This is a genomic window from Gluconobacter potus (genome assembly GCF_015244705.1).
In the GTDB taxonomy this organism is placed as follows: Bacteria; Pseudomonadota; Alphaproteobacteria; order Acetobacterales; family Acetobacteraceae; genus Gluconobacter; species Gluconobacter potus.
This window is the reverse complement of the sequence record NZ_JABCQF010000001.1, coordinates 405262-427251: the sequence shown is the minus strand read 5'-3', so window position 1 is coordinate 427251 and position 21990 is coordinate 405262. Positions and strand designations below refer to the sequence as shown.

21 protein-coding genes are annotated in these 21990 nt (G+C 60.3%); 12 read left to right on the top strand and 9 right to left on the bottom strand.

The genetic code is table 11. The annotated features are described in order from the left end of the window. The first annotated feature begins 100 nt into the window (after positions 1-100). A complete protein-coding gene (locus tag HKD31_RS01905; RefSeq protein ID WP_194263816.1) occupies positions 101-784 on the top strand; it encodes a Fe2+-dependent dioxygenase in 684 nt (227 codons plus the stop codon). A gap of 267 nt (positions 785-1051) precedes the next feature. Further along, complete coding sequence (locus HKD31_RS01900) at positions 1052-2788, top strand: putative bifunctional diguanylate cyclase/phosphodiesterase (RefSeq protein ID WP_338085518.1); 1737 nt, start codon at positions 1052-1054, stop codon at positions 2786-2788. 29 nt (positions 2789-2817) lie between these two features. Here HKD31_RS01900 and HKD31_RS01895 read toward each other — a convergent pair whose 3' ends face one another. Beyond that, entirely contained in the window at positions 2818-5124 is a 2307-nt protein-coding gene (locus HKD31_RS01895) for a TonB-dependent receptor (protein WP_194263817.1), read from the bottom strand. 235 nt (positions 5125-5359) lie between these two features. Here HKD31_RS01895 and HKD31_RS01890 point away from each other — a divergent pair, with 235 nt between their 5' ends. Next, positions 5360-7696: a TonB-dependent receptor gene (locus tag HKD31_RS01890; RefSeq protein ID WP_194263818.1), complete on the top strand. Its 2337-nt coding sequence runs from the start codon at positions 5360-5362 to the stop codon at positions 7694-7696. A gap of 12 nt (positions 7697-7708) precedes the next feature. On the opposite strand, the gene HKD31_RS01885 is transcribed toward HKD31_RS01890, so the two are convergent. Continuing rightward, the gene (locus tag HKD31_RS01885; RefSeq protein WP_194263819.1) at positions 7709-8362 is read right to left on the bottom strand and encodes a TetR/AcrR family transcriptional regulator; all 654 of its coding nucleotides are present in this window, start codon (positions 8360-8362) and stop codon (positions 7709-7711) included. A 126-nt stretch (positions 8363-8488) separates the two neighbouring features. Next, positions 8489-8980, bottom strand: coding sequence for a c-type cytochrome (locus tag HKD31_RS01880; protein ID WP_228120110.1), 492 nt, complete (start codon positions 8978-8980; stop codon positions 8489-8491). 163 nt (positions 8981-9143) lie between these two features. On the opposite strand from HKD31_RS01880, the gene petA reads away from it, so the two are divergent. The 3 genes from petA to HKD31_RS01865 are packed head-to-tail and all read left to right on the top strand — an operon-like array spanning position 9144 to position 11656. Beyond that, positions 9144-9776, top strand: a complete 633-nt coding sequence (gene petA / locus HKD31_RS01875) for a ubiquinol-cytochrome c reductase iron-sulfur subunit (protein ID WP_194263820.1) — start codon at positions 9144-9146, stop codon at positions 9774-9776. A 12-nt stretch (positions 9777-9788) separates the two neighbouring features. Beyond that, positions 9789-10967, top strand: a complete 1179-nt coding sequence (locus HKD31_RS01870; RefSeq protein WP_194263821.1) for a cytochrome b — start codon at positions 9789-9791, stop codon at positions 10965-10967. After that, positions 10964-11656 (top strand): cytochrome c1, encoded by a 693-nt coding sequence (locus HKD31_RS01865; RefSeq protein WP_194263822.1) that lies wholly within the window; start codon positions 10964-10966, stop codon positions 11654-11656. Before HKD31_RS01870 ends, HKD31_RS01865 begins: the two co-directional genes overlap by 4 nt. Positions 11657-11671: 15 nt before the next feature. On the opposite strand, the gene HKD31_RS01860 is transcribed toward HKD31_RS01865, so the two are convergent. Further along, complete coding sequence (locus HKD31_RS01860; RefSeq protein WP_194263823.1) at positions 11672-12067, bottom strand: STN domain-containing protein; 396 nt, start codon at positions 12065-12067, stop codon at positions 11672-11674. A gap of 199 nt (positions 12068-12266) precedes the next feature. Beyond that, positions 12267-12809: a cupin domain-containing protein gene (locus HKD31_RS01855; RefSeq protein WP_062497733.1), complete on the bottom strand. Its 543-nt coding sequence runs from the start codon at positions 12807-12809 to the stop codon at positions 12267-12269. A gap of 285 nt (positions 12810-13094) precedes the next feature. Between HKD31_RS01855 and HKD31_RS01850 the strand changes: the two genes are divergently transcribed. Further along, entirely contained in the window at positions 13095-13445 is a 351-nt protein-coding gene (locus HKD31_RS01850; protein WP_011252147.1) for a hypothetical protein, read from the top strand. A gap of 6 nt (positions 13446-13451) precedes the next feature. Here HKD31_RS01850 and HKD31_RS01845 read toward each other — a convergent pair whose 3' ends face one another. The 3 genes from HKD31_RS01845 to HKD31_RS01835 are packed head-to-tail and all read right to left on the bottom strand — an operon-like array spanning position 13452 to position 16896. After that, entirely contained in the window at positions 13452-14219 is a 768-nt protein-coding gene (locus tag HKD31_RS01845) for a TSUP family transporter (RefSeq protein WP_194263824.1), read from the bottom strand. Positions 14220-14226: 7 nt separating this feature from the next. Continuing rightward, on the bottom strand, positions 14227-15915 hold the full coding sequence (locus HKD31_RS01840; RefSeq protein WP_194263825.1) for a bifunctional protein tyrosine phosphatase family protein/NAD(P)/FAD-dependent oxidoreductase: 1689 nt from the start codon (positions 15913-15915) through the stop codon (positions 14227-14229). Positions 15916-15969: 54 nt separating this feature from the next. Next, positions 15970-16896 carry an MBL fold metallo-hydrolase gene (locus HKD31_RS01835; protein WP_194263826.1) on the bottom strand — a complete coding sequence of 309 codons (927 nt, stop codon included), beginning with the start codon at positions 16894-16896 and terminating at the stop codon, positions 15970-15972. A gap of 108 nt (positions 16897-17004) precedes the next feature. On the opposite strand from HKD31_RS01835, the gene HKD31_RS01830 reads away from it, so the two are divergent. The 5 genes from HKD31_RS01830 to HKD31_RS01810 all read left to right on the top strand — a co-directional run bounded on the left by HKD31_RS01830 (position 17005) and on the right by HKD31_RS01810 (position 21287). Beyond that, on the top strand, positions 17005-17652 hold the full coding sequence (locus HKD31_RS01830) for a peroxiredoxin (RefSeq protein ID WP_194263827.1): 648 nt from the start codon (positions 17005-17007) through the stop codon (positions 17650-17652). Next, on the top strand, positions 17649-18032 hold the full coding sequence (locus HKD31_RS01825) for an ArsR/SmtB family transcription factor (protein ID WP_194263828.1): 384 nt from the start codon (positions 17649-17651) through the stop codon (positions 18030-18032). The genes HKD31_RS01830 and HKD31_RS01825 overlap by 4 nt, the downstream gene beginning before the upstream one ends. Before the next feature lie 127 nt (positions 18033-18159). After that, the gene (locus HKD31_RS01820) at positions 18160-18417 is read left to right on the top strand and encodes a hypothetical protein (protein ID WP_080691885.1); all 258 of its coding nucleotides are present in this window, start codon (positions 18160-18162) and stop codon (positions 18415-18417) included. Positions 18418-18648: 231 nt separating this feature from the next. Then, positions 18649-19725 (top strand): LacI family DNA-binding transcriptional regulator, encoded by a 1077-nt coding sequence (locus HKD31_RS01815; protein ID WP_228120109.1) that lies wholly within the window; start codon positions 18649-18651, stop codon positions 19723-19725. A 161-nt stretch (positions 19726-19886) separates the two neighbouring features. Further along, complete coding sequence (locus HKD31_RS01810; protein WP_194263829.1) at positions 19887-21287, top strand: glycosyltransferase; 1401 nt, start codon at positions 19887-19889, stop codon at positions 21285-21287. A 17-nt stretch (positions 21288-21304) separates the two neighbouring features. On the opposite strand, the gene HKD31_RS01805 is transcribed toward HKD31_RS01810, so the two are convergent. Beyond that, positions 21305-21967 carry an HAD family hydrolase gene (locus HKD31_RS01805; RefSeq protein ID WP_194263830.1) on the bottom strand — a complete coding sequence of 221 codons (663 nt, stop codon included), beginning with the start codon at positions 21965-21967 and terminating at the stop codon, positions 21305-21307. Positions 21968-21990: the final 23 nt, after the last annotated feature.

The window sequence follows — 21990 nt, the reverse complement described above, 5'->3', positions numbered from 1 at the left end:
TTCCCAATTGCGCAACCTGCAGATCAGTTCTATGAAGGTCAATATAAGAGTAATTATCATTTACAATACCGCGCCATACTTGCTCTGGAGGCCAAATCCCGTGCTGCTTCACATTCCGAACGTCCTGTCCCCCGAAGAAGTCCGCTACTGCCGCGAAAAACTTGAAGCCGCCGAGTGGACGGACGGTCGCGTCACCGCGGGGGAACAGTCCGCCAAAGCCAAACTGAACCTCCAGATCCCCCAGGACTCCCCCGAATGCCGCGAACTCGGCGAGATCGTCCTGCGCGCCCTGGGCCGGAACCCGACCTTCAATAGTGCCGCCCTCCCCCTGCGCGTCTACCCGCCCCTCTTCAACCGTTACGACACCGGCATGCATTTCAACGCCCATGTGGACAACGCCATCCGCCCCATCCCCGAGGCAGGAATGCGCATCCGCACGGACGTCTCCTCCACGCTCTTCCTTACCGGTCCGGACGAGTATGATGGCGGCGAACTCGTCATCCAGGACACCTACGGCACCCAGAGCGTGAAACTCCCCGCCGGAGACATGGTGCTCTATCCCTCGACCAGCCTGCACAGCGTCAACCGCATCACACGCGGCAGCCGCTGGGCCTCGTTCTTCTGGTCCCAGTCCATGGTCCGCGACGACACGAAGCGTACCCTCCTCTATGAATTCGACCGCTCCATCATCGAAACCCGCAAGATGCTTCCCGACAGTCATCCCGCTGTCCTCGGCCTCACATCGACCTATCACAACCTGTTGCGCCAATGGGCCGAATTATAACTCAAAACGCATGTCATTAAGGGCTCTTAAAGGACAGTCCCCTCAGCCTGGTGAAGAAACCTTATTTCTACATGTCAAAATAAAACTGACATCGCCAGCAGGAAGGAAGAAAAACTCTGCAACAGATCTGGAAATGTACCTAAAAAAAGCCGGATACCTTTTAACGAACGTTTAATTATTCTATGATATTACCCAGATCTCCTATCGAGAGAGCCAGCCTGGGTGATGGAAAAGCAAGAGGATGATTTCAGGAGAAGCCTGGATTATGTGAAGAACTGGCCTCAGGGCCCCCGCGACGATTTCGTTCTTCATGCCTTGGACTGTTCCGCCATTGTCGCCATTACAGACACCCGCGGCCGCATTCTTTCCGTCAACAGCCGGTTCGAGGAAATCAGCGGCTATACACGGGATGAGCTCATCGGCAACGACCACCGGATGCTGCGTTCGGGCCAGCATGACCGGAAGTTCTTCCGGCAGATGTACCGGACGATCGCCTCAGGCCATGTCTGGCACGGCGAGATCTGCAACCGCCGGCGCGACGGTTCCCTTTACTGGGTGGACACCACCATCGTTCCCCATATTTCGGAAAGCGGAAAGGTCACCAGTTATGTGGCCATCCGCTTTGACATTACGGCGCGCAAACAGGCGGAAAACCACCTGAAATCCAGCCGTCAGAAGCTCCAGCACGCCGTCAATACGGACTTCCTGACCAAGATTTCCAACCGCCTGCACTTTTCCCACACCCTGCGCAAAACCCTGCGCTTAAGTACCGCAGGCTATATCTGCCTGGCCCTGCTCGACATCGACACGTTCAAGACGATCAACGATACGTCCGGGCACGATTCCGGAGACCGGCTACTGCGCAAGGTCGCCGAGAAGCTCCAGTCTTTCCAGAACGACAGCTGTTTCATCGCCCGTATCGGTGGTGACGAATTTGCTATCCTCATGACGGGCGACTGCCCTGCGCTGTTCGAGAAGATCCTTCTCGAAATTCTCGAGCAGATGCGCTTCAGCTTCCGCAACCGCACCATGACCCATGCCTGTACCGTCAGCATCGGCTATGTGCGCGTCCCGCTGATCGATGCGAGGGAAAAAGCCCTGCTTAAATGCGCCGATCTCGCGCTCTATGCCGCCAAAACCAGCGGTCGGAACCGTATCAGGGAATATCATCCCGTCATGGAAGAGAAACTGGACCATGCCGCCCGCCTGCGCAGGCGCGTCCAGACCGGCCTGCGCGACCAGAGCATCGCGCTCTTTTACCAGCCCATCTTTTCCCTGAGCATGCCCGGCAACATTTCCTTCGAGGCGCTCCTGCACTGGGACCATCCGCAGCACCGCGTCCTCTCACCGCAGCATTTCCCCGAAGTCTTCGAAGACCCCAGACTGACACTGGCCCTGAACACCTTCGTCACGCGGCAGGTCATGCAGGACATGCGCAAACTTCGCGAGCAGAACATCCGCTTCGAACGCATCGCCATCAACATCACGTCCTGCGATTTCGAGGGCAGCGATTTCTTCCGGAAAGTCGCTCTCCTTGCCGAGGAAATGAATATCCCGCTCACTTCCCTGGCTCTCGAAATCACCGAGAACATCTTCTCGCGCCCACACCACAGGCAGATCGAACAGGAACTCGACACTCTTCACCGGAAAGGGATCCAGATTTCCCTCGATGATTTCGGGACGGGATTTGCGTCCCTGACGCATCTCAAGACCATCACGTTCGATGCGGTGAAGATCAACCGGGCATTTGTGGCCGGTCTGGAACGCCATGGAACGGATGCCGCGATCATCAGGGGTGTGATCGATATCGTCCACAGCCTCGGGCGCAAGGTCGTGGCCGAGGGGATCGGAAACGCCACGCAGGTCCGCGCGCTTCTGGGAATGGAATGCGATTTCGTGCAGGGAGATTTTCTGTGCGAGGCCGTGCCGGTCATGGATATCCCGGCCGCCCTTGAAAAGATCCGTTACCAGGCGCTTCTGCCCCCGGTAACCGGATCAGCCTGACGGATCGTCCGACCCGTCAGGAACCAGCGTCAGAAACGCTGGTCAATACCGGTGAGGATCGTCCGGCGCAGACCATACTGCGGCGCACCCACACCGATGCCGCTGCCGTCACGCAGCAGATAGGTCCGGTCGAACAGGTTGGTCACGTCCAGACGCAGCTGCGTGCGCTTGAGGAACGGCACCTGGAACAGATCCTTGAAGGACTGGACCAGCGACAGGTTGAACGTCGCATACTGAGGCACGGAATCCCCGTTTGGCGTCGCGCCATCGGCCCGCAGACCGCTGCCATAGACCATCGTGGCGGACAGGCGCAGCGGATGGCCGGTTTTGTGGAAGAACGAGTAACTTGCCCCGGCAGACGCGGTCCAGCGCTGGTCATGATCCAGATGGATCCAGTGCTTGGCGGTATAAGCCAGATCATCCGGATCAAAGTTCCACTGGGCCGTGACGATGTCCTTGCCGATGGCGCGCGACCAGGAGAAATTGCCGTACACGCTGAAGGCGCCACGGGTGTAGTCAGTGGCGAACTCGTAGCCATTGACCTGCCCGCGACGGTAGTTGAACGCCGACAGGATGACCGGGGAGCCGAACTGCCCTTCATCAATCATGTTCTTGGCGAGCTTCACATACGCATCGAAGGACGCATGCCAGCCCGGCAGGATCGTCTGTGAGAAGCCGGCGTCGAAGTAATGATCACGCTCGGCCTTCACGTTGCTGTTCAGGAACGTCCCAGGAGCCGCTGACGTATTGGCGAACTTGTTGAGCGACGTACCACCCACGAGTTCGAACGGCGGCGGCGTGAAGTAACGCGAATATCCCGCATGGAACGTGCCACCGTGCCAGGGCTTGTAGACAATGTTCAGGCGCGGGCTGACCTGCTTGGCGTGAGTATATTCATCCACACCGTCAAACCGAAGACCATAATTGATCGTCAGGTTCTTCAGTGGACGCCACTCGTCCTGCGCATAGAGTCCGTACATCCAGCCCGTCCGGCCCGTGCCGTCATGGATGGTCAGCGGATTATCGGAATAGACCGCATTACCGTCAGCATCCTCGCCAGTCTGCGGATAGACCGTCGAATCCGATTTGGAAACGTTTCGTTCCACATATATCTGATATCCAAAACGGACGGTATGATCCTTGGCTGCCTGCCACGTGGCGTCGGACTGCGTTCCCGTCGAGAAGACCGAACGTGCCGCACGCTGGGCAATACCGTTATAGACCAGATCGCCCAGCGGATCGGGCGAGTAGCGCAGCGAGCTGTAACGCAGCACGGCGGAGGTCTGGAAGCTCAGCTTGCCCATGTCCTTCTGCAGGGACAGGATGCCGAAATCCGTGATTTCCTTCTGATGTTCGGTCAGGCTCGAGCTGTCGCCATTGCCATAGAGCTTCTGCGACAGGTCACTATTGGCAAAGGACGGATTGGCGAACTGGCGCTGCTGTCCCGGATTGTTGGGAAGCTGGTATTCCGCATTGGACACACCGGCGGTCAGGCTGATCCGCGTGTTCTCATCCACCGTGTAACGGGCATGACCCAGAAAGTGATACTGGTTCGTTAGATCGTGGATCGCGTTGAAGCTCGGCGTGGTGTTTTCGATGCCGACACGGTTGTGAACGAAATCACCCGTCGCAAACCAGTCCCACTTGCCATGATGGCCGCCAAACTGCGCGGACGGGAAGAAATAGTCGCGCGCGCCGCCATAGATCGAGACATCACCACCGGCGTCCGAATAGCCATTCTTGGTGTTGATATCGATCACACCGGCCTGAAGGAAGCCGTACTCACTGGGCAGCGCGCCGGTCGTCAGCGACATGGAATGGGCAAAGCGCGTCATGAGCGTCTGTCCGAACACGCTCATGCCTTCCGGTAGCGCCACACCGTCCAGACGGAACTGCACTTCGTTATGATCGCCACGGATATGGATCTGTCCGTAGCTGTCCTGCGCCACACCCGGGGCCTGCAGCAGCAGCGTGTTCAGACCTGCATTGTCGCCGCCGGGATTCGTCTCGATGGCCTGCCGCGAGAAATTGTAGGTCGTCGCGCCCGTCGAAGGCTGAAGGGCCGCCCGGGCCCGTTCGAGATGGGCGTTGACGGTAATGTCATCTTCGCCCGTGCGACTGCTCTCCGTCGTTGTCGTACCATGCTGGTCGTCGGCATGACCGAAGCTGGCGCGGGCGGTCGTGGCCTCATCGTCCGTCTGGGTTTCAGCGGTGGCCGCAGCTGCCTGGGAAGACGTTACGGACGGAGTCACCGACTGGGCAAACGCGGAATCCGCAAGGGCGGTAGTGCAGCCCAGAAGCAGAAGAAAGGAACGGGCAGACACGATAGACGGCATGAAGCCTCCGGACAGGGGGATACGGCAGAGACGAAAGATTGTCAGAGCGGAATGCTTATTATGTTATATCATAACAGTTCAAGCAAAATCTGCGCCCCTGTGCACCATTGTGCATAGAGCGTTGGCTGTGTTGCATGAGTACAATATAAGCACGGTGTTTTTTCGGGCTTTGCTGTCCTTTTTCAGGCAGGCTACCCCCTCGCAAAGCCCCCTCTTCAGGAGAACCGCCCTTTCCATGACGCTTCGCAAGGCCCTTCTCCTGAGCGCCAGTCTCAGCGCCGGCTTCCTTGGCCCGTCCCTCGCCCTTGCGGCCCCGTCGGAGAAGGCGAAGCCTCTGGCAGGCAAGGCCGGAGCGTCCCCTCACGCCAGCGCCCATCATCCGACCGCAAAGGCAGCACCTCGCAAGACCGCACCGCAGTCCATCCAGGCCCGTGACACCGAGACAATTGCCGTCACCGCGCGCCGGACGGACTTCGCCTTTGCAGCAGCCCAGCACAGCCCGGACGCCGACACGCGCCTGACCGCAGACCGCCTGATCCAGCGCGGTGTCGTCACCCTGCGTGATCTGGAGCGCGTGGCGCCCAACCTGACAATCCAGTCCATCAACGGCACGGCCTCGACCAATTTCTATCTGCGTGGCGTCGGCTTCAACGACTTCACCATGAACAACATCCCCACTGTCATGACCTATTTCGATGACGTGCCCTTCGCGTTATCGACCATGTCGAGCGGCCTGATGTTCGATCTGGCGGACGCGACCGTTACCCCGGGCCCGGTTGGCACCACGCATGGGCAATCCGATACGGGCGGCGAAGTCCGCCTCCGCACGGCCGACCCGACCAGCACCCTGCATTACGGCGCCAGTCAGGACATCGCTTCCTACGCCCGCAGCCGCAGCGAGGCCTATATTTCAGGCCCGATCGCCAAAGGGCTGGATTTCCGTCTTGCCGGACAGATCCGGCAGGGTGGCGGCTGGCAGACCGATCCGCAGAACGGCGCCCATCTCGGAGACGCGGATTCCTACGCCCTGCGCGGCAAGCTGCGCTGGCATTCGGATGACAACCGCACCACGATCCTGCTCTCCGGCCATTTCGTGCAGGACAACAGCCAGGTCGTGACAAGCCAGGCTGTCTACCGCCTGATCGGCACGACCGGCCTGCCCAGGCTTGGCCAGACACAGGCCGAATGGTCCGTCCGCCCGCAATTTGCCAACCTGATCGGACGCCCGGAAAGTCTCAAGCCCAGCGAACACAACCAGTTCTGGGGCTGGGACCTGCATATGGACCATGATTTCGGGTTCGCGAAACTCACCTCCATCTCCGCCTTCGAAACCGAACGGCAGGGCGAATATACCGATCAGGACGGCACGTCCCGCTCCGAAGCAGACACCTATCGCACCATCAGCGCCAATGCCTTCACGCAGGAACTGCGCCTGAGCTCCAGCAATCCTGACAGCCGCCTGCAATGGGTGATCGGCGCGTTCTACCAGCGCAGCCGCATGAAACAGCGCTTCTTCTTCGATTACACCGACTATGCGGCCCGCGGTTACATGATGGCTACGTCCTTTTCCATGAACCAGGAAAGCACGTCCGAATTCGGCCATATCAGCTACCGCCTGCCCCATAACGTGACGTTGTTCGCGGGCCTGCTACACGAAATCGACGATCGCAGCCTGCCCGGCCTCACGTCGGAAATCTTCGGCGGCAAAACAACGACCTTTCAGGGTGAAAGCACCGCTTCGGCCCAGTTCGCCGGACAGGTCGGCGTCTCATGGCAAGCCACGAAAAGCACCCTCGTCTATTACAAGATGAGCAAAGGCTTCAAACCCGGCGGCTTCAGCGCCAACAACACCCAGATCCAGGCCCAGCTCGACCCGTTCGGCCCCGAGACGGTGTTGACCTACGAACTCGGCTTCAAGAGCGATCCGATCCCCAACGTCCTGCGCCTCAACGGGGCCGCTTTCTATAATGACTTCCATAACCAGCAGGTCGTGGGCACGGTGCTGATCCCGAATTATGGTCCGCTGAGCGAAATCACAAACGTCCCCAAATCCGAGAGCTGGGGCTTCGAGGGCACGATCGAACTGCACCCGGTGCGCCATGTCTTCGTGACGCAGAATATCGGCTGGCAGCGCGGCAATTATCAGGACTTCCTGAACGTCAATCGTGCTGCGACCAATGCCGCCTATGCCAAGACGGGCGTCTGGCAGGCCGTGAACAGCAATTTCGCGGGCGTGGATAACGGCCAGCCCAAGCTGACCCTCAACGGTCAGGCCGAATGGCGGCAGGCGCTGACGCCGGGGCTGGGTTTCGATATCGGGCCGGACTGGTCGTATCGCGGCAGTCAGGCCATCGCGGTCGGCGGCACCGGCTTCTATCGCCTGCCGCCCTATTTCCTGCTCGGCGCCCATGCGACCCTGCGTCCCTCATCGGGGAAGTGGGAAGCTACGGTTTATGCGTCCAACCTGCTCAACCGCAGCTTTTTCGAAAGCGGCGGCATGGCGACGACAACCTATTTCTACATCCCCGGACCGCCCCGTTTCATCGGCGGCCGCGTGTCGTACGGCTTCTGATCGGCGTAACGATCAGCCGGAAATCAGGCTGTGTGCCAGAGACCGGATTTCCTGCAGGGTGCTCTCCGCATCCATGGGCTCACGCCCCAGAAGATTCATGGCGCGGAAATGGATCGTGCTGAGCAGCATGTCCAGGACCGTGTCGGGATGCTGGCAGAAAACCTTTTCGCCGCGCTGGCTTGCGCGCTCAAGGAAAAGCGTCATCTGCGCGCGCGCCGGCACCACGCTCACCTCCCACAGGACCTGACCGAATTCCGGATCATGCACGGCCTCACCCAGCAGGGTTCCGTAAGTGCGGCCCAGAGGAGTAGCCAGAAACCGGATGCGTGCCGCGATGAGTTCATCCACATCCCCGGCGAAGCTGCCCGTATCGATCTGCGGGGTCAGATCGTCACGCCACAGACGCATCGCATCGAAGAACATGGCCTGTTTCGTCGGCCAGCGGCGATAAACCGTCGCGGTCGACACCCCGGCGGCCTTGGCAACACGGCTGATAGTGAGGCCCTGATAGCCCTCGTCCACCAGAACCTGCGCGATCGCCGCAAGAATATTGTCCTTGAGCCTCAGATTAACCGGCCGGCCCGGTGCCCGGGCGGCGGTCCGGTCCCGAACGGGAACATGGACGTTCTTTAGCGGTAAAGTATGCGGCACTATGGTCTGTGACATGGTCGTTCCCCTCTTTGGCCATTTCACCGGCTGGTATCATCCTGAATGAACGCAGCTAGTCAGATATGGACCCGCCGTTACAAGACGCATTTACGTTTGTTTGGTGACAAAATATGTCACCTTTTGTCAGGGGATCACGTGAGCCGTCTGAAGGGCAGCCCTTTTCGCCTGAACCGTAGCCGCATCCATCGGCGCGGCCCTGACGGAGGCCACATCCTGGGCGGATATCCCCGCGGGCGCCGCGCTGTTACCCAGAGTGCTGACATAGGCTAGGACGGCTGCGATATCCTCGTCCGACAGCGCCCTGAATGAGGGCATGAATCCCTTATAGGACTGTCCGTCCACCGTGATCGGGCCATGCAGCCCGTTCACCAGCACCGCCGCCAGATACGCTTTCCCATCCGGATTGCCCGCAATCTGCCCGACCCGTCCCGCAAGCGGGGGAAAAGTCCCCGGATGCCCCGCGCCCGCAGGTCCATGACACATCGCGCATTTTCCCCGATACAGCGCTGCTCCGTCCGCCGCCATGGCCCTGGACGCCAGGCCTAGGGACACCAGCAACGGCGTCATTCCCAGAAAAGCCGCAAGCATGATCCTGAAGCGGGATTTCGTTGTCATGTCCGGGTCCTTTCGAGGGGCGCGTCGTTACATCAGTTCAGAAAAACACTAACTCCCAAACGCCCCGAAAGCTACCGCCGCCGCCTTTCTCGAAAGCGCAAAGACGCCTATCCTGCCAACATCTTTCCTGCCGGGTGTCCGGCGCAGTCGGCAGAGGTTCCGCATGACCCAGAGCGAGACACCCCCGTCCCCGGACGGCACCAGACGGCGGGATCTGCTGGCCACCGGGACCGTGGTGCTCGGCTGTGCGGGGGCCTGCGCTCTGGCCGTCCCCTTTGTCGAGAGCCTGAAAAACCCGACAGCAACTTCCCTCTCCGACCGGCTGCTGGACGTCGATCTGTCGTCTCTCGCGCCCGGGCAGGACATGACCGTGCGCTGGCGGGACTGGCCTGTTTTCATCCAGCGCCGCACACCTCAGATGCTGGCCGCGCTTCAGGCTCCGGACCATCTGGCCACCCTGCGGGACGCAGACTCGAAAGTCCTCCAGCAGCCAAAGGACGCGACGAACTGGCACCGTTCAGTCCGCCCGGAGTATGGCGTGCTGATCGGGGTCTGCACCCATCTTGGCTGCGTGCCCTCTTTCGAAAAACCCGGCTCCACGCCCGAAGCAAAGGGGGGATATTTCTGCCCCTGCCACGGATCACACTTCGACGCTGCGGGGCGTGTCGCACGCCGCGCGCCCGCGCCCTGCAATCTGCCGGTCCCGCCCGTGACGTTCCTTTCCGACACGAAACTCCGCATCGGCCACAGCGCGGGTGATCCGGGCTTCAGCATGTCCGACATCCAGCAGATCTGAAGACCGGCCCGCATGACTTCGCCCCTGAAAACGCCCGACACAGATCCGCCTGGCTGGCTCGAACGCCGCTTGCCGGTCATGAGCCTGCTGCGCCGCCAGTACGTTGCCTTCCCGATGCCCCGCAATCTCAACGCCCTGTGGAGCTTTGGCGCATTCCTGATCGTCACGATGGCCTTCATGATCGCCAGCGGCCTGTTCCTCGCGATCAACTACACGCCCGACATCACCCAGGCCTTTGCCAGCGTCGAGGCCATCGACCGGCAGATCCCTTCCGGCTGGTTCATTCGCAGCCTGCATATGGGCGGCGTGACCATGCTGTTCGCCTGCCTTTACATCCATATCGGACGCAGCCTGTGGTACGGCTCCTACAAGGCCCCGCGCGAACTGCTCTGGCTGACCGGGCTTGGCCTGATGCTGATGGTGATGGTCACGGCCTTTGCCGGTTACGTCCTGCCCTGGGGGCAGATGTCCTACTGGGGGGCCACGGTGATCCTGAACGCCGTCCATGCCATTCCCCTGATCGGACAGCCGCTGTCCGAACTCCTGCTGGGCGGGGACACTTTGGGAAACGTGGCGCTGCATCGGCTTTTCGTGCTGCATTTCACGATGGCCTTTGCGATCCTCGGCGTCATCGCCCTGCATATCGCGGCGCTGCATGTCGTGAAATCGAACAATCCTTCGGGCATTGACCCCGTCAGCCCGAGCCAGACCCTGCCGTTCCACCCCTATTACACCAGCCGGGACGGCTTCGCGCTCTGCCTGTTCCTGATGGTCTATGCCGGGCTGGTCTTTTTCCTGCCCGACCTGCTGACGCTGGCCGACAACTACGTTCAGGCCAACCCGCTCGTCACACCGCGCGACATCCGGCCGGAATGGTATTTCGCCCCGTTCTACGCGATCCTCCGTGCAGTACCCTCACGCCTCGGTGGTCTTCTCCTCGCCTCGGGGAGCCTCGCCGTCCTGTTCGTGCTCCCCTGGCTGGACCGTTCCCCCATCCGCCCCGCAACACGGCGACCGATGGTGCGCCTGTCGCTGCCCCTCGCCTTCGCGGCCTTCATTCTGCTCGGCATTGCCGGAATGCACGCGCCCACCCCGGCATGGCTGCTCGTCAGCCGCGTGGCGATGGCCTGGTGGTTCATCCATTTCCTGCTCGTCATGCCGCTGACTTCCGAACGGGAGATGTCGTCATGACGCGCTGGACCCGGAACCTCATACTCGCCGCCAGCCTGACAACCCTACCTGCCTGTGCGAGCACGCCCGCCCAGCGCGGCCGGATGGTTTTCCAGCAGGTCTGCAGCGCCTGCCATGGCATGGAACACGTCACTTATGGCGATATGGGCAGCCTCGGCCTCTCGCCGGATGAGATCCGCAAATGGGCCGCCGACCAGCAGATGCCCAACGGCACGGACGATAATGGCGATCCGAAAACCCGCCCCGCCACAGCCACCGATCCCATCCTGTCGCCTTACCCCAACGAGGCTATGGGGCGCCTCGCCAATCACGGACTGCTCCCGCCCGATCTCTCCCGGCTGGCCCTGACGCTGCCCGGGGGCGCCGAAGAAATCCGGCAGATCCTGCTCTCTTATGCCCCCACCCCTGCGGGCGTGACGCTCGACGAAGGGCGCTATTACAACACCGCCCTGAAATGGAAGCATATCGGCATGCCCCCGCCCCTTCAGGACGGCATGCTGACCTATCCCGACGGCACGCCTGCGACCTCCGCACAGATGGCCGGCGACGTCTCGGCCTTTCTCGACGGGATTGCCCATCCCCATCAAGCCGAACGCAGACGGATCGGCGTCTATGTTCTCGCCTATCTCGCCCTGATGGCGCTCCTGACCTTCCTGCTGCAACGCCGCATCTGGAAAGGGCACCGCTGACCGCGCCGTCCTGAACTACATCCGTTCAGCATGATCCATGCGATGCGCGGCCCGATAGCTCAGCGGCATGACGGCCAGCCCCTGAACCGTCTCGATCACATCCAGTTCGGCATTACCCAGAAGCCGGATCAGAGCCTCGCGCGGCGTATAAACTCCGGCGACGGCAATGCTGTTGCCGCCGCGCAGAAGCCCTTCATCCATCAGCACGGGGCATTTCGTCTTGCGGGCCAGTTCCGCCACGGCGGCCGCAAGCGTCTTCGTTTCGATCTGAAGCATCGCCCGCTGAACCGGGCAGATGTCCCGCGTCCGCGTCACGCTCTCTGCCGCAGCCGGCCCGTTCAGCAACAGGACGCAGACCATGGCCCCCGCGCCCAGCCTCTTGCAAAAAGAGGCGATAAGCGCGCGAAACATCGCATTCCTTTCTGGGTACGGACGGTCTGGCATGTCCGTGGTTCTCCGCTGGGCACGCCCGCCCTGGACCACAATACGGACAGGCATCGTCCCCTGACACAACGCCGCAGCCCGCAGGAAAGCACGCCCCTCCCGTTCTTTTGAACGCGGGGCTTATGTAAGGTACGAAAAATTCGGCGGGAAACCTGGAACGGAAGCCCTAGAACGTCGGCGGCGTACAGGCGCTGATGATCTCGCAGCCCTCGGAACTGAGACAGCGGAAGCGATGTGGCTGGCGGCTGTCGAAATGATAGGCATCCCCAGGGCCCAGGATCTCGCGCCTGTCTCCCACCGTGATTTCCACCTGCCCGTGCAGGACGAACCCGCCCTCTTCACCCTCATGGGCATAGACCGCAGCCCCGGTATCCGCACCGGACGCATAGGTCTCGCGCAGGATCTGAAGGCTCCGGCCAAACAGAGGGGCACCCACCTGACGGAAGATCACACCACCCTGCTCGAACGTCATCAGTTCGTCCGCCCGGTAAAAGGTCTTTTCCCCTCCCTCCGGAGCAAGGCTGAAAAACTCCCCGAGCGTGACGGGAATGCCGTCCAGAATACGCTTGAGCGTCCCAACGGACGGGTTCATGTCGCCTGATTCGATGAGGGAAATCGTGGAATTGGTCACACCGGTCCGCTTGGCCAGTTCGCGCTGGGACAGGTTCCGTGCCGTCCGCACAAATCGCAGGCGTGCTCCCAGATCCATCCCTTTGTATCCTCCCCGGCCTCTTGCGTGTCACCAGTATGTCATATCGAAACAGAAAGGAAACCTTGAAAATCAGAATACCGGGGGGTGGTACAATTTTTCTGCGCCGCCCAGGGGAGAAAGCGCCCTGCATCCGGGAACGTCTGGCCCAAAAGGCCGTTCTGGAGTAAATACGCAGTCGGAGCAACGTGTTCTGCAAGACCCGAAGAACACGGAGACTTCCGAATATTCTGGTCACGGCTCCGAGAATCTGCGCAGGGACATCAGGAACAGGGTGGATTACAGATGCTGTACGCTTCGACGGGGTGCTTCACTCTCACGGTGATCATGGGCGTCTGGCTCGCCATTTTCGCGGCCCGGTACAAACGCCCCTTCAGCTTCCTAACGCCCGTGCATGTCGGCTCGGCTATTGTGGGCTCGGTCTTTCTGGTCATCGCCATCAGCAATGGCGACAGCCGCCTCATGCTGAATGTGGCGCTTGCCGTGGCCATCGCGGCCTTCGGTGTGCTGATGGCCTTCTTCCGCAGGCGTGGTGCCATGATCGCGCCGCTCTATATGTGTCACATCCTGCTGGCGGTGATGTTCTATTTCTCGATGGTCTGCTTCACGATTTTCCCGAATTTCGGCCTCGACTAACCGCTCTTAAAGGGCCGCAAGGCTCTTCCAGATCATATAGGCCGCGACCGTGAAGATGACGCAGGCAAAGAAGGTCGTCAGCGCCGCGCCGGAACCCGACAGACGCTTCGCCGCCCGGGTTCCAAGGAAACTCCCCACAATTCCCCCCGCCACGAACAGCGCACCCATCACCCAGTCCACATAACCCGAAAGCATGTAACTCAGCGCCGTACTTGCTCCCAGCGCCGCCACCGCCACAAGCGACGTCCCCACCGCATTGAGAATGGGCATCCGCGTGCAGGCAATAAGTGCGGGCACGATCAGAAATCCGCCGCCAATCCCGAAAAACCCGGACAGCACACCCGTCCCGGCCCCGGCCATCATGACGCGCGGCATGTTCTGGCGATTGCACGCTGCCCCCGCCTCACCCTTGTTGCGCCGTCCCCGCAACATGAGGACGCCCACCACGACCATCAGCAGCGCAAAACAGAGCAGCAGCTTCTGCCCGTTCACCGCCTTGCCGAACGCCGCCCCGATGAGCGCACCCACCACACCGCAGGGCGCGAAAATGGCCGCGCATTTCCATTTGACCGTCCCCGCCCGGGCATGGCTGACCAGTCCGGTCAGCGCGTTGACCGCCACGGCCATCGCACTCGTCCCGATCGCGACATGGGGATTTTTCACCCCCACCACATAGACCATCAGGGGAACGGCAAGGATGGAGCCGCCACCGCCGATCAAGCCCAGCGTGAACCCGATCAGGACACCGCAGGCCAGTTCAAGCGCAATCTGCACAACCGGTTCAGTCGCCCTTCTTCGCGTTCAACGGCTTTGGCGCAACCATGAGTTCGCGCCCCTTGAGCATCCCGTCCCAGTACATCAGCGGCATGACATATTTCTTGAGCCACCAGGCCAGCCGCGTCGGCTTCTGCCCGTTAAGCAGCCATTTCGGCAGCGTCGGCGCCAGCTTGCCGCCATAACGGAACTCGGCCAGCACGATCCGCCCGTTTTCCACCGTCAGCGGACAGGCGCCATAGCCCTCATATTCCGAAACCGGAGCCTGATGCTTCAGGAATGCCAGCACATTGGTCGCCACCACAGGCGCCTGCACACGGACCGCCGCAGCCGTCTTGGCCGAAGACGTGCCGATCACGTCACCAATGGCGAACACATCCGGAAAACGCACATGCTGCAACGTCGCCGGATTGACCTCGACGAACCCGTCCGAACCTGCCAGCACACTCTCGCGGATCACCTGCGGCGCGCTCTGCGGCGGCACGACATGCAGCATGTCGAACTTCCGCTCGACCCGCTCCACACCGTCCCCAACCTTGCGCTCGAACACGGCGGTCCGGTTCGGACCATCCACTTCCACAAGCTTCGATCCGGTGTGCAGCCCGACGTGATAACGCTTGATGTATTCCATCAGCGGCGGCACAAATTCTTTCACGCCAAACAGCCCCGGCGTGGCGGTGTCGAACTCAACCGAAATGCTGTCCAGCACGCCACGGCGCTTCCAGGCGTCACAGGACAGATACACGGCCTTCTGCGGTGCACCGGCACATTTAATCGGCATGGGCGGCTGCGTGAAGATCGCCGTCCCGCTCTTGAGCTGCTGCACGAGCTGCCAGGTATAGGGCGCCAGGTCGAAGCGGTAATTCGACGTCACACCGTTCTTGCCCAGCGTCTCCACCAGACCCGGAATGGCATTCCAGTTCAGCGTGATGCCCGTCGCCACGATCAGCGCATCATAAGAGACGACAGACCCGTCCCCCAGAACGACCTCACGCACATCCGGCCGGAACAGCTTCGCCGCCTGACGCACCCAGACGACATCTTTCGGCATGACATCCGCTTCCTTGCGGCGCGTCTGGGCCGCCTGAAAGACGCCCCCGCCCACAAGCGTCCAGCCCGGCTGGTAGAAATGCTCGTTCGACGGCTCGACCACACCGATGGACAGGTGGCTGTTGCGCTTGAGCAGGCTGCCGGCAACCGACAGGCCACCCGCGCCGCCGCCAATGATCAGAACCTGAAAATGCGCCGCCCCCTTGCGCGGAGCGGCGGACGGTGCCGCAACACTCTCTATCCTTCCCCGCAGACCGCTGATATCCACCCCGGCCTTGGCCGCCGCCGCGAAAATCTCCGCAGCCGGACGCTTGCCTGCCTCGGCCAGAGCCCAGATCTGCGCCGCCCGGGTCCCGGAACGGCAATAACCGACAACCGGGCCCGGAAGCGTGGCCAGAGCCGTCCGCGTCTGCGCGACCTGCGCCTCATCCGGCACTGTTCCAGCCTTCACGGGAATTGCGGCGAATGCCAGTCCAGCCTCTTTGGCAGCTTCTTCAATCACCGTCATTTCCGGCTGGTCCGGGGCTTCTCCGTCAGGACGGAAACACAGGATCGTGCGAAAACCCTCCGCCTTCAAATCCGCAATATCCTGCACGGCAATCTGGGGGGAAACGGCGTAGCTGTCGGTCAGATGACGGGTTGGCATGGGAACTCCAGAAACGGCTAAAATCTCGGGGAATAAGGTACAGGCGCGCCCAGGTCAGACGCGATTGACAGGGATCTTGATGTAGCTCACGCCATCAGCTTCGGGCTCGGGCAGATGCCCCCCGCGCATATTGACCTGCACGGACGGCATCAGCAGACGCGGCATCGCCAGCGTGGCATCGCGCTCCGTCCGCATCTTCACGAATTCCTCTTCGCTCACGCCATCATGAACATGGATGTTGTAATCCCGCTCATGCCCGACAGTCGTCAGCCACGCATACTCATCCCGGCCGGGCGCCTTGTAATCGTGGCACAGGAACAGCCGCGTCTCGGCCGGAAGCGACAGCAGACGGCGGATGGAGCGGAAAAGCTGGCGCGGATCACCACCCGGGAAATCCGCCCGCGCCGTGCCGAAATCCGGCATGAAGATCGTATCGCCCACGAATGCCGCATTGCCGATCACGAAGGCCATGTCGGCCGGCGTATGGCCTGGAACATGCAGCACCGTGACGGGGAGGTCCCCGATCCGGAACGTCTCGCCGTCGGTGAACAGATGATCGAACTGCGATCCGTCCCGCGCAAACCGCGTCCCGGCATTGAAGATCTTGCCGAACACCGCCTGAACCCGCGTGATATCCGCGCCGATCCCGAGCTTCCCGCCGATCTTTTCCTGCAGCCAGGGGGCGGCGGAGAGGTGATCGGCATGGGCATGCGTCTCAAGCTGCCAGTCGACGGTCAGGCCTTCGCGCTCCACGTAATCGACAATCGCCTGCGCCGATCCATGGGACGTGCGACCGGCGGCCGCGTCATAATCAAGCACAGAGTCGATGACGGCTGCGCGCTTCGTGACGGGACAATGGACAACGTGGCTCGCGGTATTCGTGGCTTCGTCGAAAAACGTACAGACAACGGGAGCGGGCGCCGTGCCTTCCTCGGTTCGCCGGATCTGCGCGGTTGCGGCCTGGACTGCTGCATCATGCATGGCGTTCACCTTCTGGCTGTGGAATGCCTTTACGACACTTTCATTAACTGTTAAGTTAATATTGTAAGTGTTGCATGTCAAGCGCCCTGATGCTTTTGGAACCGGATCATGAACGTATCCTCTTCTGCTGAATCCCCTCTTCCGCTCCTGCGCATTGGCGATCGGGCTCCGGATTTCAGCGCCCGGACCACGCATGGCGAATTCATCATGAGCGCCCTTCGCGGACACTGGGTGCTGCTTTTCGCCCACCCGGCCGACTTCACACCGGTCTGCACCAGCGAGTTCATTGCCCTGGCCCGCAGCGCGGACGAATTCCAGAAGCGGGACTGCGCCCTGCTCGGCATCTCGGCAGACAGCCTCCCGGCTCATCTCGCCTGGGTCGAGGCCATCAAAACGCAGTTCGGGATCCAGATCCCCTTCCCCATCATCGAAGACCCGTCCCTCGCCGTCGCCCGCGCCTATGGCATGCTGGACTGCGCCGCACAGGACAGCGCCACCGTGCGCTCGGTCTTCGTGATCGACCCCACCGGCACCATCCGCGCCATCCTGAACTATCCGGCCACGGTCGGGCGCTCCGTCCCCGAACTGCTGCGCCTGCTCTGCGCGCTTCAGGAAGTGGACCGCGCTGGCGCGCTGACACCTGAAAGCTGGCAGCCGGGACAGCGAACCGTCGCGCCGCCGCTCCAGACACAGGCCGCCGTGGAAAAGGCCGGTGCGAAATGGTTCTTCCAGCCCATGGTCCGGGAGCGTTCATGACCGTCCTGCTTCCCCTTGAGAAAAGCCGCGAACTGGCGGAATGGCTTCGCATTCTCGCCCAGCCCCAGCGCCTCATGATCCTCTCGGCCCTGCTCGACAGCACCCATGCCGTCAGCGAGATCGAAACCATGACCGGCATCGGACAACCCACGCTAAGCCAGCATCTGGGCGCGCTCAGACGCGCCGGATTGATCGAATCCCAGCGCGAATCCCGCGCCATTCATTACTGCTGGACCGACACGCCGGACGCCCGCCGCGCCCGTGCCCTGCTGATGAGCCTGCAACCCGGCGCACTGCCGCCAGAACTGCCCTCTCCCGCACCTGAAACCACACCCGGACCAGCAGCCTCAGCGCGTTTCGCCCGTATTCTTCACCCCTGACAGTCCTTAATCAGGAATTGTCTGGTCCTTATTGAAGACATTAAGGGAACTATAGTTGCGATAAAGTTATTCGGGACTGAAACCGTAAAAAGTCCCATACGCTTACCTGTAGGTAAGGAGAAAGAATATGATCCGTTATTTCATCGCTCTGACCGGCCTGACATTTGCACTGACGCAGGCCGCAGGCGCTGCCACCCGCGAAGAACAGAAGCAGGCCTGCCAGGGCGACGCCATCCGCCTTTGTACCCTGGCCATTCCCAACGAAGCCAAGATCACCGCCTGCATGAAAAAGAAGATCGACCAGCTTTCTCCGAAATGCCGTGCGATGTTCACCCCGGTGCCACAGGCCAAGAAAGCACCCGCGCCAAAGCCGAAACAGGGCTGACCTCCGGACTGACCGGTGCGGGCCACTTGCGGAGAGACCCGAGGGAGACTGTGGGCAAAGGCGAATAGGAAATTTTCAATTTTCGTAAATCCTCCCGCGCCCGTGACTGGTTTCTGTCCGGCAGAATGGGTATGGTGTTGCCAGTGATTTTTCGAAGAGCACTGACACCATACTGCGAGCGTCAGGATCTGGCATGACGGGTCTGGTGTCGTTACTGGACAGACCATACCCATGACCAGACAGCATGACCGCCGCAAAGTAACCCTCAAGGATGTGGCAGCGCAGGTCGGCGTCTCCCATACAACAGTCTCAAACGCCTATATCCGTCCAGGCCAGCTCTCGGCCGCTTTGCGCGAGAGGATCCTCGCTGCCGCTCAGGAGCTCGGCTATACCGGCCCCGATCCGGCCGCCAAGCAGCTCGCCACCGGTCGCGCCGGCGCACTGGGCTTCCTCTTCAGCGAGGACCTGCCCTATGCCTTCACCGATCCCGCGATCCTCAGCGTCCTCAACGGCGTCGCCCGCTCCTGCGACGAGCTGGAAACCGATCTCGCCCTGATTTCCGCGGGCAGCAACCTGCGAAACCGCACGGCCCCCGTCTCGCTCGGCAACGCCGCCGTGGACGGTTACATCCTCTATTCCGTCGCCCCCGACAGCCGCTGCGTCATGATGGCCCAGCAGCGCAATGTCCCCCTTGTGGTGGTGGATCAGCCCCGCCTCAACGGCGTACCCTATGTCGGAATCGACGATCGCGGCTCCGCCTACCGCGCGGCCAAGACGCTTCTCGATCTCGGGCACCGGCATTTCGGCATCCTGTCACTCAAGACGGCCCATGACGGCTATTTCGGCCCGCTGACTGCCAAACGCCGGGCCAATATCGCCCACAGCACCATCGCCATGCGCCTTGAAGGCTATGTACGCGCGTTGCAGGAAGCCGGGATCGCTCCCGAAGACGTTCCGACCTGGGAAATTCCGATCAATTCCGAGGAGATGGGGGCCGAAGGCGTCCGCCATCTCCTCAACCGCGCCCAGTGCCCGACCGCCATTCTCGCGATGAGTGACCGCGTGGCCATCGGCGCCATGCAGACCATCCGCGGCCTAGGCCTGAACATCCCGCAGGATGTGTCGATCTTCGGCTTCGACGACATCCCCGAAGCCGCACGCGAGGATCTGAGCACGATCCGCCAGCCCCACGAACGCAAGGGCACGGAAGCCGTCCGCCTGCTGAGCGCCGCCACAGGCAGCGAAAACGTCATCCTCGACACAGAACTGGTGCTGCGCGGCAGCATCAGTAAGGCTTCAACGCAATAAATCCATAAGAACCGAAAATTCTATATTGCGCCCCTCCAAAACTGGACACACGGACTTCCTTTGCTTTTGAGGCGGTATATCGACATTACTCCGGGAGTCTGATAATTCCTGAAAATGTGGATGAATATCATTCACCCGAACGCACAAGAAGAGACAAGAGCATGCCTGACGAGCTGGAGTATTGTGGCCTTCTCACAAGATGGGGAACTGTCGTCATCAGAGGCCCTGTCCCTGGTATCATGAAGCATGTCAGGCTGGAATCTTTAGCAACCCCTGATGACTGCTGCTCTTTTTACGCAACCGGGCTTCGCATTCAGACGGGCGTCGAGGGTTTCGGCCCTTTCCTTCCGCGCCATGAGCCAGAATACACCTATCTCAAAGATCGGGACGGCTATCTAACCGCTCATCTTGACGGCACCGTCCGCATCTTTCAGGAACACAGCAATCCATGGGAACGCTTCCTGGTTCTGAGGCAAACCGAGCTTGAAAAACTTCACCTTTTCATCACAAACGACTGGATCGACGAGACAGGCCGAAAAATCGGACGGACTGACATCCGTATCCTCGAAGATTTCCAAATTCAAGTCGGCGATAATATCTTCAGTATTTCCGAAAGCTTCACATCCGATAGCGGAAGCCCCGTTGTAAGAACACGGGAAGGCCAGCCTTGCGAAATTGTTCTGTGGCATGACCGGTGGATGCCACACCGCTACCGCCTGTTCCGGCCCCTTGTCTACTTCTGCTCGTTCGGAGAGTTCTATATGAACACTCTTGAACTCAGTCTGCAGTCGCTTTCCGAATTCGGAAAATATGACGGCGATATCCTCATTGTCACAGACCTGACGGAAGACACCCTAAGAGCGCACTGCCCTTCCACCGCATTTTTCAAGTGTCATATCTGGAATCTGCACGGGCAGGCCAATCTGGATTTTTATGCCGCACGTTTCCGGATCACAGAATGGAAGCCACTCTACCAGTTTAGTCCCCTGCTCTATATGGACACGGATATCGTCGTAGACAAAGATATCAACACATCTTTTGAAACTATATTCAAAAGCAACTCCATCTCTGCACAAATGGAAGCATTTTCCACAATTCAAGAAGGCACATCTGTCGGATCAGAACTATTTAAAATGGATCCGAGAAGCATGGATTTTGATCTCGATAAACCTGGCTTTAATTCTGGTATCATCTCAATTCCTCGCATTGAGGATTTTGATTTTATTTTGAAGATCATTCACTCTTGCATCTACCGATTTTCTGAAAAAATGCAAAACAGGAAAAGTCTAAGCCATTTTGACCAAAGTATTGCAAACTATATATGTACAATAACCCAATCAGTAGATCTGAAATTTTTAACAGAAAAAGTTTCATATTACTGGAATAACGCTATAAGAATGAATGATTCCCACCTATCGGAACGACCGAAGATGCTCTATACTGGCTTTGTCCATTTCTGGGGCACACCTGATCGAACACGAGCCATGTCAAGTTATATGCAGTCAATCCGTGACCAGATACCATTTGAGGGCTGGTCCACAGATAACTCAGAAAGCAACTAACTGACAGAAACCTACCGTCAGACGGCCTGGGCCAAGATGTTGCTGAAAATATCGATCTGCATATCAGGTTGCAGCGCCGCGCACTGGATAGCTGAACCATGACCGTAACTGGCCCAGCATGAGGCGATCCCGGCATTACGGGCGAACTGGAGGTCAGCCACGGTATCGCCCACCATCAGGAAAGCCGAGCGCGGCAGATCGGGAAAAAGCGGAAGCACGCGCTCTTCCATCACGCGCGGATCGGGCTTGTGCGGAAAATTCGGCTCTGACGCCACAACACCGCTGAAAAATGGTTCCAGACCAAATCGCGCCATGCTCGCATGGACCGTGGGCGCATGCTTGTTGCTGAGAATGGCCAGGGTTTTCCCCTGCTCCTTCAGGGCCGTGAGCGTCTCCACCACGCCGTCGAACAGGACCGTCTCTTCCTCGTCGGCCGCCGGATAGAACGCGCGGTAGTGCCGCACGAATGAGGCGGCATCGCGTTCGTCGCTTTTGGGTGCGATCGCCTGGAACAGGGTCTGGAGCGTCCCGCCCCGCGTCAGTTCCTGTTTGAGGACGTCCGCGGAAGGTGCTGTCACACCCACCGCATCAAAGGCCTCTTTCAGGCTGCGCAGAATGGCTGGCTGCGTCTCCGCCAGAGTGCCGTCATAGTCGAGGAGAAGGATCGGAAAACGTGTCATATCCCCTTTTCCCCTGCCCGGCG